This is a genomic window from uncultured Caballeronia sp. (genome assembly GCF_964243625.1).
Taxonomy (GTDB): Bacteria; Pseudomonadota; Gammaproteobacteria; order Burkholderiales; family Burkholderiaceae; genus Caballeronia.
The window spans coordinates 1-10,715 of the sequence record NZ_CAXTGZ010000170.1 but is presented as its reverse complement, the minus strand read 5'-3'; the positions used below and the strand labels follow the sequence as shown (position 1 = coordinate 10,715).

The window sequence follows — 10,715 nt, the reverse complement described above, 5'->3', positions numbered from 1 at the left end:
GCATACATCACGGCGATGTCGTCGGCGAGACCCGCGACCACGGACAGGTCGTGCGTGATCCAGATCAGCGATGTACCTTGCGTGCGCACGAGCGTCTGCACCTCGGACAGGATCTGCGCCTGGATGGTCACGTCGAGCGCGGTCGTGGGTTCATCGGCGATGATCAAATCAGGCTTGTGCAGCATGGCAATCGCGATCGCCACGCGCTGGCGCATGCCGCCTGACAACTGATGCGGATACGCACGCAGGCGTTCGCCAGGACTTGCGATACCCATTGCCGCGAGCGCTTCGCTTGCTTGCTCACGGGCGGTACTGCGGCTCACATTCCGATGCGCACGCACGGCCTCGATCATCTGCGCGTCGACGCGTTGCACGGGGTTGAGCGTGGACATCGGGTCCTGGAACACCATCGCAATACGGCTGCCGCGCAGGCGCCGCATTTCGGCTTCCGGCAGACCAACAATATTCCTTCCCTTGAACAGTATCTCGCCGCCGACCACGCGGCCGGGTGCATCGATCAGTCCCATGATCGAGAAACCGGTCACGGATTTCCCTGATCCGGATTCCCCGACCAGACCCAGCACGCGACCGCGGCCGAGCGTCAGCGATACATCCTCGACCGCAGGCAGCTCGCCTTCGCGCGTGAAGAAGCGCGTCTTCAGGCCGCGGACTTCGAGGGTGGTATCGGAAGTATGAAAGGCTGCGTTGCTCATTTCACGAACCTCGGATTGAGCAATTCGCGCAGACGGTCGCCGACCATGTTTATCGATACGAGGATGGCGAGCAGCGCAAGACCCGGGTAGACGCTCGTCCAGTATTCGCCCGAGAGCATGGTCTGGTAGCCGTTGGCAATCAGCAGCCCGAGCGATGGTTCCGTGATCGGCACGCCGAGCCCGAGAAAGGACAACGTTGCTTCCAGCGTGATTGCGCGTGCGACCTGCAGCGTGCCGACCACGATCAGCGGCGGCAGGCAATTCGGCAGCATATGAACGAGCACGATGCGCCAGTTCGGAATTGCCAGGCTGCGCGCCGCTTCGACATACTCGCGCCGGGCTTCGACTAAAGCCTGCGCGCGCGCTGTGCGGGCGTAGTACGCCCATTCGATCAGCACCAAAGTGAGCACGACGTTCGTCACGCTTTTGCCGAGGAACGCGAGCAGCATCATCGCGACCAGGATGGACGGGAAGGCGAGCAGCAAATCGACAAGCCGCATGATGAGGCTGTCCACCTTGCCGCCTGCGTATGCCGCGATCAACCCGAATACTGTGCCAACGACGCCCGCGATTACTGCCGAGCCAAGACCCACTGACAAGCTCAGGCGCAAGCCATAGAGCATCGCTGAATAGAGGTCGCGGCCCTGGCCGTCGGTACCGAGCCAGTACGCGTGCGTGCCGGCGCTGTTCATGGAGCCGGGCGGAAGGCGGGCATCGAGGACATCGAGCTGAAGGAGGTCGTAGGGATTCTGCGGCGTGATGTACGGCGCGAAAACCGCGGCAAGCATGAGCAAGACTGCAACGATCAACGCGCCCAGCGCGACTGGCGAACGCACGAAGTCGGCCACGAGTTGACGCCATGGCGACCGGCGCTTCGATACAGCGCGCACAGGCGTTTCGGGAACGAGAGGCGTGGTGCTCATCGCGCGCCCTCCAGCCGCACGCGCGGATCGAGGAATTTATAGAGGATATCGACCAGCAGGTTCAGCGTGACGAACATGCACACGACCACGATCAGGTACGAAAGGATCACCGGCCGATCGAGCGCGTTGATGCTGTCGAGAATCAGCTTGCCTGCGCCGGGCCACGAGAAAACGGTCTCCGTCACGACCGCGAACGCAATGGTCGAACCAAACTCGAGTCCGATCACCGTGACGAGCGGTATCAGCGTGTTGCGCAAGATATGCACGAGCACGACACGCATCGGCGACAAACCCTTGGCGCGCGCAAAGCGCACATGTTCCATCGGCATGACTTCGCGCACGCCGGCGCTCGTCAGGCGCAACACGAGCGAGACCTTGAAAAGCGAGAGATTCAACGCGGGCAAAATAAGGTGGCGCAGCCCGTCGATGGTCAGCCACGACCATTGCACACCGAACAGGCTTGCAGTTTCACCGCGCCCGCTCGCAGGCAGCCATCCGAGCTTCACGCTGAAGAGCATGATCAGCATCAGGCCCACCCAGAACGTAGGCAGCGAGAAGCCGACAATGCTGCCCGTCATCAACATCTTCGAAAGCGGATTGCGCGGATGCAAGCCCGAAAAAAGCCCAAGCGGAATGCCGATGAAAAGCGCCAGCAGCAGCGCCGATACCGCCAGTTCGAGTGTCGCCGGAAGGCGTTGCAGGATCAGGCGAATCGCGGGTTCGTTATAAACGAAGCTATTGCCGAGATCGCCGTGCGCGGCGCCCGCGAGAAACGCGAGGTACTGCTTCCACAGCGGCTGATCGAGGCCAAGTTGCGCGATGATCCGCGCGCGATCGACCTGGTCGACATCCTGCCCGATGAGGATATCGATTGGATTGCCGATCGCATGCAAGCCGATGAACACGATCAGCGTCATCAGCAGCACCACGAACGCCGCTTGCGCGACGCGGCGAACGAGCCAGCCGCTCATCGGTCCTCCGCATACTGGGGCGGTGCGTCGGCGGGCGTGAATTCATCGCCGAAAAGTTCGGGCTCCGCGTAGGCTTCGAGCGCCGCGTAATGCTGCTCCACGTCTTCGCGGTACAGCAAACTCGCGATGCCTTGCGCGAGACGTTTCGCGCCCGTGCTGATGGCGGGAATGTCGCCGGAGACGGCGCCGTGCGAAAGCGTTGCCGGATAGCAGAAGCAATGAACATTCGACAAACCCGGGCAATCCCCCGGCGTTTTCTCTAGGAACTCGAAGGCGGGGCCGACATCGGGCGAGTCGGACAGTTCGGCGTCTTCGTCGCCGGGTGGCGGGGTGTACCGGTCGGCCCATGTGCGGATGAACGGCGCGAACGCGGCGAATTCCGGGCGCGCGTTCCAGTCCACCTTGAAGCCCGTCGAGACGATCAGGAAGTCAGCCGCGAACGTGCCCTTCGGCGTGTGGATGGCGAGACCATCGGCTGTTTCTTCCACCGACAAAACCGGGCAGCCAAGATTGAACCGCACGCTGGGATGATGACGCGACACCCGTAACGTGCTGCCCCGCGGCGGCGGCACCTGCACCGTATTGATGTAGTGCCGGATCTTCCACTTCCATTCATCGGGGAGAGTCTGGTGGCCGTGCGTCAGGCCCGGATTGCCTGCACCCTTGCCCTTGTTCACGCGTGGCAGGTCCGGACGTCTGATCAGCAAATCGACACTCGCAGCGCCTGCTTCGAGTGCGGTCGCCGCACTGTCCATGGCCGACGATCCGCCCCCGACGACGGCAATACGCTTGCCGCGAAGCGTGCTGAAATCAACCCTGTCCGATGAATGCGCCCAACGCGAACGCGGCAACCCGTCGATAAAACCCGGCAACGCCGGTCCGCCCAGACCATCGCGTCCGGTTGCAAGCACGACGCGCCGCGCGAAGACATCGAAACGGTTTTCGTGCGTGCGAACGCTCAGCACCACAAGACCATCCGCACGCGGCGTCACGGCTTCGATGATGTGGCCATTGCGGACGTCGAGTGCGAGCACGCGGCGATACCAGACCAGATATTCCATCCACTGCAGCCGGTCGATCTTGTCGAGCGCCTGCCATGCTTCAGCCCCGAACTGCGCTTCGAACCACGCGCGAAACGTGAGTGCGGGCAAGCCGAGCGCCGGCCCGGTCAGCTGTTTTGGCGAGCGTAGCGTTTCCATGCGCGCAGTCGTGGCCCAGGGTCCTTCGAGCCCCTCCGGCGAGCGATCGAAGATGCGTGCGCGCACGCCGAGCAACTTCAACGCCGCCGATGCCGCCATCCCCGCCATCCCGCCGCCGATCACCGCGACGTCCAGCACGTCATGGCCATCGTGCGTCCTGCTCGTCACCCATTCGCGCGCCGGCAATTCGAGAAGGGACAGGTCCTCGGCAAGCCGCGCCTCGAGCGCCGCGAGCCCTTTGATCTGGTTCGATGAAACGTTGATGTCGAGGCTCACGTGGCGGGCTCTTCGGTCGGATTGAGGGTGTCGTCGGCTTCGCCGTAGAGCGCCTGGAGAATCGCGCTGTGCTGGCCGGCGTCGTGCAGGACGAAGTCGGGAAGGATCTCGGCGGCGGCGTGCATGAGGGCATCGGCGGCGGCCAGCGTCGCCGCGCTCGGCGGCCGGAACTCCGGTGTGATGACGCCGAACAGGAACGGTATGCGGATATCGAGCGGGCGCAGCACCACGCCTTCCACGGGCAAACCGCGTGCGGTCACCGGTTCCATCACGGCGAGCCCGAGGCCCGCGCGAACGGCTCCAAGCGCATTCAGCGATGAGTTCGTTTCGATCACGCCAGCCGTGCGCACGCCGGCTTGCGCGAACGCCGAATCGAGACGGGGGCGCAGGCGGTAGGGGTTTTGCATCGTTACAAGACGGCGGCCGGCGAAGTCGCTCAACGCGATACGCGGCGCTTTTGCCAGCGGGTCATCGGCGCGCACGGCGGCCACGCACGCAGACTCGCCAATCCAGTGAACGAGCACGCCGCGATGTTCCAGCGGCAAGCTGGACACGCCCATATCGACCATGCCGTTCAGTACGGCGTCGACGACCTGTTCGGGCGCGGCGCTGCGCAGATGCACGGATTCGAGCGCATGGGTCAGGTTGAGCAACGCGAGCGCGTGGGGCACGAGGCCGGCCGCAAGCGCTGACGTGGCCGCGATGGTCAGCGGCGGCGGCGCCTGCATTGCAATCTGTTCCGCACGCGACTTGACCTGTCTCAGGCTTGCAAGCGTGCGTTCTACGTCCTGGTAAAGCTCGGACGCCTCACGCGTCGGCGCGACGCGCGGGCCGAAACGCTGGAACAGCGGATAGCCAATCTCCGCCTCCAGTTCTTGTATGGAACGCGATACCGCCGGCTGCGATCGCCCGAGCAAGCGCCCGGCAGCGGTGACGCTTCCGGCGGACATGACGGCGGCAAAGGCTTCGAGTTGGCGAATTTCCATGGCCGGCGGATTGGGTATCAGTGAATGCAGAAAACACATTCTTGCGCCGCGACCATGCGAAATGCAAATGATCAAAAATTATATTGATAGATAAAAGCGCGAAGCAGGGCCCCTTTCTCATCCGGACGCCCGGCCGCGCGCCTGTGCAGTCTTCAAATAGTGGCAGTTTTCGTGCGCGTCGGTGCGGCTTTGTCGAGGAAAGAAAAGAATGCGTCCGCTGCATATCCCGCGAGGAAGGCGACCGCGAGCGGTGACGCGGAACCCACTTGTGTCTTCCAGACGCTGCCAAACAGTCCGATCACAGAGCCCACAATCAGCGCGATGATGAGCCGGGTTCGATTTGAATAACGCGCATTTGCGGGGTCGAATGTCCTGGAACTGATTTGCGCCGCCGATTCGCGCAGGATGTAAGCGAGCGCGCCAAGCACTGCGTAAAGCACCGGGAGTAGATATGACGTTACCGCGCCCCAGAAGATATCGCTGGTGCGCTCCGCGTTTTGCGCCATCGCGCGAATGTCCTGATACACGGCAAGTTTGCGCATGCCGTCGTCGACCGCGTCTTCCGGGCCTATCGCTTTTGGCGGTATCGAAATCTGGGTTCCGGCGTCTGTCGGTTCGAGCAGGATTGGAAGCAATAGCTCCAGGTTCTCACGCTGCGTAGGCCCGCTCAGCATCCACGGCGATCCATATACGTTGTCCGATCCATGTCCCGTAAGCCGGATCAGCCAAAGCGTTTCTGCGTAAAGCTGACGATTGTTCCGCGAGAAATCCTGGAGGGTCTCTTTAAGCAGTCGCGCCGCCGGGGTCTGCGACAAACCCAGGTCGGTTATTTCCCACGAATCTGACGCAGGAGCAGGTGCCGCCGCGGCATCCGACGCCTGGGTTGAGCCGGACGCAATCCTGATCAGGTCTCCGTTTTTCAGGGAGGGCGCGGCTCCCGTTCTGGTTTTTTCGGCGCTTGCGGATGCGACCGGCGCCGAAGCTCCCTGCACCGCTTTGGCCTTGATGATGGCGATCCGGTAGTCCTGCAACTGATCGTGAATGAGCAGGGCGTTTTTATCGTTTTGGTCGATCAGCGATTTACCTTTCACCGAGAGATCCGAGCCCGTGAAGCAAAGCATGGATACAGGCACGATGAAAATCACCAGCCAAAGCGTCAGCCGGGAGTAGAACCTTGCGATCTTCTTGGCATCGGAGATCGTTCCTGACGCGAGCGTTTCCAGCGAACACGGCTGGATGGCTTTGGCGATAGACGTTTTCGCAGCGTACAGGTCCTTTTCAATGTCAGGTGTCCATTTGCCTCGTGCAAAAGCTTCACGGGCAACCGCGATCGCCCTTATGGACTCGGGCGGAAGTTCGATAGCTTTATCCGCCGCATAGTCCAGCATCTTCTCGCAATCCTCGAGGAGCCTGGGAATATGGCTACCGGCGAAATTCCAGCATCCCTGCCGTTGTGGACATACAGCATCGTTGGCGGTGGTATCGCACATGGTCGGCTCCGGGCGGATAAAAGAATGTTTGTTTCTGAGTTTCCTTGTCTAGCGCAAACGATTGGCAGGGAGATGGATTGAAATTTTTTATGTGCCTTGGCGAACACACGTTACGTACGTGATGGCGCGCCGAGTCTTGGCGAAGCGATGTGCAACGCGTGGAATTCAATGCAGTAATCGCGCCGCGTTCTGTTGTGCACGGCCTGGGGTGGTTCGTACTGTAAGCGCCCAAAACACCAGCGCAACAGCGCTTGCCGCAAAGCCAAGCGTACATACGCCGCTCCACCCGTCTCTTGCATAAACCCAAGTCGATAACACCGCGCCGAGCCCGCTGCCAACAGAATAAAACAGCATGTAGCAGCCAACCAGCCGTCCGTGCGCTTCGGGCCGGGTGCTGAAGATCATGCTCTGGTTGATCACGTGGATGGCTTGTCCGCCCATATCGAGCAGGACGATGCCGGCAATCAGAAGCGCAATGCCATGCGGCATGAAGCCGATGGGAATCCAGCACGCCAGCATGCACACCAGCGCGACACCTGTTGTCCATTGCCCGAGTCCGCGGTCTGCGAGATGGCCCGCACGCGCGGCCGCAAGCGCGCCGATCGCACCGACCAGACCGAACGCGCCGATTTGTGTATGCGACATCGAGAAAGGCGGCGCACTCAGGGGCAAGACCAACGCGCTCCAGAAGATGCTGAAGGCCGCGAACATCAGCAGTCCGATCATTCCGCGGATCTGCAGCACGCGTTCTTCGGCGAGCAGCGTGAACATGGAGCGCAACAGCTTCCGATAGGTGAGCGTCACCGGCTGAACATGCGGCAACGGCAACGCACGGGACAGCACGATCAACATGATTGCCGCCAGCACGCTCGACAGGAAATACACCCAGCGCCAGCCGGCGATGTCCGTCACCACGCCCGCCAAAGAACGCGCCATGAGCAAACCGACCACCACGCCGCTTTGCGTCGCGCCCACGACTCTTCCGCGTTCCGATTCGTGCGCGAGCGTCGCGGAGTATGCAATCAGCCCTTGCGTCATCGCGGTGCCCGCCATGCCCACGCCGACCATGCCGATCAGCAACAAAACGGGCGACACCGCAAGTCCGACGACGATCAACGCCACTGCGAGAAACACGAGCTGCGCGCAGATCAGTCGTTTGCGATTCACGAGGTCTCCAAGCGGCACGACCAGCAACAAGGCAAGAGCGCACCCAACTTGAGTTGCAGTGATCACGCCGCCGACCACTGCGTGACTTATACGGAAGTCTGCTGCAATCGCATCCAGCAACGGTTGTGCGTAATACACGTTCGCGACACTCGCAGCGCAACAGACTGCGAGCAACAACACCAACGGGGCCGGCACACGAAGCGATATGTGTTGTGCGCTTGCTGGATTCATCGGTCATTCCTCCGGTCGTCAAATCTAGTTGCGAATTAAAACTGGTTTGAGTGTAAATGAAACCTGTTTTAAAATGCAACTAGTTTGAGCGACGCGTACAAGCCTCCGGTCGTCAAATCTAGTTGCGAATTAAAACGGGTTTGAGTGTAAATGAAACCTGTTTTAAAATGCAACTAGTTTGAGCGACGGCGTACAAGCGATCGTTTTTTCGAAAGCAACGATGGAGGTGGTGCAATGGCTCGAAGCAAAGGCCTCCCGGATTCATCGTGCCCGGTGGCGCGGGCACTCGACGTTGTCGGTGACCGCTGGTCGATGCTGATCATTCGCGACGCATTCGATGGCGTTCGCCGGTTTGGAGCGTTCCAGGAAAGCCTTCTTATCGCGCGGAACATCTTGACGGACCGGCTCAAGCAGCTTGTCGAGTCGGGCGTGCTGGATTGCGTTCCGGCATCGGATGGATCGGCTTATTGGGAATATGTGCTGACGCCCAGAGGCAAGGCGTTGTTCCCGGTGATCGTCACGTTGCGGCAGTGGGGCGAAGGGAATCTGTTCGAACGCGGAGAGAAACACTCGGTGCTCATCGACAGAACGAACGGAAAGCCGGTTTCCACGCTCGCGTTGAAAAACGCGAACGGGAAAGCGCTGGCGATGGAGGAGACGTTTGTGAAGAAGGTAGGGGAACAATGACGTTTTGCTAGATGCTTCCCCGGCAATGCCGGAGAAGCATCTAGCATCAAACCGCCGGGCACAAATTCGGTGTATTGCCGTGTCAAGGCCCCGACGACGCTTCGAAGGAATCGCCCTGATCATTCTGGCGCGCCAGGCGCGCGCGCAATACGTCGATCTGATCGAGCAGATCAAGCGCGAGCGCGACACCTTGAGCATTCAGTTCCAGATCCCGTGTGAGCCGTTGCGCGGTGACGGCGCGTCGCAGCGAGGCGCCACTGAACCGCCATTCCTCGATGCGCGCGCCCCGAGGTTCAAACGCGCCCTCGTTCACCCACAGCGTGAACTGCTCTTCGGACGCACCCGTGACGCGGCACAGCTCGATCAGCGTGAACTCGACGTGTTCCTCGACAACCTCGCCCTGCAGATAGACCGGATCGTTTTCGTTCATGATGGGTCACCCATAAAAATTCGCGCGTGGGTCGAACTCGAACGCCTCGCGCAAGGCGTTGTAGGCGGCTTTCTTGGCATCGGTATCGGCGCGGGGCAGGACGATGCCGAGCACCACATAAAGATCGCCGGCCGGGTTGCCGGGGATGCCTCGGCCCCTGAGCCTCAGGCGCCGTCCCGCCGCGGACCCGGCCGGGACGTTCATGGTCACCTGACCGGAAGGCGTCGGTACGACGACCTCCGCGCCCAGCGCGGCTTCCCACGGCGCCACGGGAAGATCGAGCGTCACGTCGCGGCCATCGACTCGATACCGCTTGTGTTCCTCGAGCGTGACTTCCAGATACAAGTCGCCCGCCGGAGCGTTTCCGGTGCCGGCGCCGCCCTGGCCAGCGAGCCGGAGGCGCTGGCCGTCGAGAATGCCTTTCGGAATCGATACATCGAGCGTGCGGGTTTGATAAGTGACGCGTCCGTGGTCATCGACGGATGGCATTTGCAGCGTAAAAGTCCGCTGCGCGCCGTTGTACGTGTCCTCCAGGCTCACCGATACCCGCGCGTGATGGTCCTCGCCGCGCCAGTCGAACGATTGGGAGCGCGGCGCATGGCGTTGGCGCGCACCGAAAAGATCGCTGAAAAAGTCGTCCGTATCCTGCGCGCCGCCGGCTCCCTGATACTCGAAACCATCGCTGACATCCGGGCGCGGACGAATCTCATCGCCATCTTTGAGACCCGTGCCGAGGGCATCGAATGCGGCGCGCTTTTCCGCGTCTCTCAGCACCTGATACGCCTCGCCTACCTCCTTGAAGCGTGACTCGGCGTCCGCGTCCTTGTTCAGGTCCGGGTGAAACTTGCGCGCGAGCTTGCGATGCGCAGTCTTGATTTCCGCCTCGGTGGCCGTTCGCGGGACACCCATCACGGCGTAATAATCCTTGTATTTCATGGTTTAGCCTGTTTCGTCTAATCGATAGACCCACACTGACAAGGTGACCTGCGGCCCTGACGGCAAGCTGTCTCATTAATATACAAGTATGTGCCCAAGCCGTCGAACGCTTACAGAAAAGCGTGCAGCGCGTCGGCCGCCACGAAAAGCGCGACCGTCTGCTTCACATGCGAGCGGATATCTCCGCGGATTTCATCGAGGTCTTCGCCCATCAAGCCTCGCATGAGCATCGGGGAGACGATTGCATCCAGGAGTTGGGTTGCCAGCGCGTGCGCGTGCCGTTTGTTCGCGGCCTGTGTGCGGGCGTCGAGGGAGCGTCCCGAGTGTTCGGCAATCATGGTCGCCACCGCTTCGACTGCGCGCGACCTGCCGGCGTCGCTCGTGAGTTTCGCCAGCGATGGAAACCGCGGCGCATCCGCCACCACCATCCGTATGAGCGCGATCACTTCGTCGCTTAGCAAGCGCGTGACGAGCGTCTGCGTCACGGCAACGAGCCGTTGCGGGAGTTCCGCCGATTGCGGCGCGTCATACACGAGTTGCAGACTGCGTTCGCAGTTGCGCTTGACCACTTCCGAAAACAGCGCTTCCTTGCCGCTATAGCGGCTGTAGAGCGTCGCCTTGCCCGCGCCCGCCGCCTCGGCGATACGTTCAAGCGATGCCCCGCCGAACCCGTGCTGAAGGAACATGGCCGTGGCGGCATCGAGGA

At 61.5% G+C, this 10,715-nt stretch carries 11 protein-coding genes; 1 reads left to right on the top strand and 10 read right to left on the bottom strand.

The window, feature by feature from the left end; genetic code table 11:
* The 7 genes from ACFFAR_RS13855 to ACFFAR_RS13825 form a co-directional block, all read right to left on the bottom strand.
* A partial coding sequence (locus ACFFAR_RS13855; protein ID WP_375508015.1) for an ABC transporter ATP-binding protein occupies nt 1–713 on the bottom strand: 713 nt, incomplete at its 3' end.
* Complete coding sequence (locus ACFFAR_RS13850) at nt 710–1,636, bottom strand: ABC transporter permease subunit (protein ID WP_174362387.1); 927 nt, start codon at nt 1,634–1,636, stop codon at nt 710–712. The genes ACFFAR_RS13855 and ACFFAR_RS13850, both read right to left, overlap by 4 nt.
* The gene (locus ACFFAR_RS13845) at nt 1,633–2,607 is read right to left on the bottom strand and encodes an ABC transporter permease (protein ID WP_062001097.1); all 975 of its coding nucleotides are present in this window, start codon (nt 2,605–2,607) and stop codon (nt 1,633–1,635) included. The genes ACFFAR_RS13850 and ACFFAR_RS13845 overlap by 4 nt, the downstream gene beginning before the upstream one ends.
* Nucleotides 2,604–4,082, bottom strand: coding sequence for an NAD(P)-binding domain-containing protein (locus ACFFAR_RS13840; protein WP_174362388.1), 1,479 nt, complete (start codon nt 4,080–4,082; stop codon nt 2,604–2,606). Before ACFFAR_RS13840 ends, ACFFAR_RS13845 begins: the two co-directional genes overlap by 4 nt.
* Nucleotides 4,079–5,068, bottom strand: a complete 990-nt coding sequence (locus tag ACFFAR_RS13835) for a LysR substrate-binding domain-containing protein (RefSeq protein WP_174362389.1) — start codon at nt 5,066–5,068, stop codon at nt 4,079–4,081. The genes ACFFAR_RS13840 and ACFFAR_RS13835 overlap by 4 nt, the downstream gene beginning before the upstream one ends.
* Before the next feature lie 152 nt (nt 5,069–5,220).
* A complete protein-coding gene (locus ACFFAR_RS13830) occupies nt 5,221–6,558 on the bottom strand; it encodes a hypothetical protein (RefSeq protein ID WP_174364259.1) in 1,338 nt (445 codons plus the stop codon).
* A 165-nt stretch (nt 6,559–6,723) separates the two neighbouring features.
* Nucleotides 6,724–7,956, bottom strand: coding sequence for an MFS transporter (locus tag ACFFAR_RS13825; RefSeq protein WP_174364260.1), 1,233 nt, complete (start codon nt 7,954–7,956; stop codon nt 6,724–6,726).
* A 234-nt stretch (nt 7,957–8,190) separates the two neighbouring features.
* Here ACFFAR_RS13825 and ACFFAR_RS13820 point away from each other — a divergent pair, with 234 nt between their 5' ends.
* Nucleotides 8,191–8,643: a winged helix-turn-helix transcriptional regulator gene (locus tag ACFFAR_RS13820; RefSeq protein ID WP_174364261.1), complete on the top strand. Its 453-nt coding sequence runs from the start codon at nt 8,191–8,193 to the stop codon at nt 8,641–8,643.
* Between the two features lie 82 nt (nt 8,644–8,725).
* On the opposite strand, the gene ACFFAR_RS13815 is transcribed toward ACFFAR_RS13820, so the two are convergent.
* The 3 genes from ACFFAR_RS13815 to ACFFAR_RS13805 all read right to left on the bottom strand — a co-directional run.
* Nucleotides 8,726–9,073 (bottom strand): chaperone modulator CbpM, encoded by a 348-nt coding sequence (locus ACFFAR_RS13815; RefSeq protein ID WP_174364262.1) that lies wholly within the window; start codon nt 9,071–9,073, stop codon nt 8,726–8,728.
* 6 nt (nt 9,074–9,079) lie between these two features.
* On the bottom strand, nt 9,080–10,009 hold the full coding sequence (locus ACFFAR_RS13810; RefSeq protein ID WP_062001092.1) for a DnaJ C-terminal domain-containing protein: 930 nt from the start codon (nt 10,007–10,009) through the stop codon (nt 9,080–9,082).
* A 110-nt stretch (nt 10,010–10,119) separates the two neighbouring features.
* Nucleotides 10,120–10,715: TetR family transcriptional regulator (locus ACFFAR_RS13805; RefSeq protein WP_174364263.1), on the bottom strand; the 596-nt coding region annotated here is incomplete at its 5' end.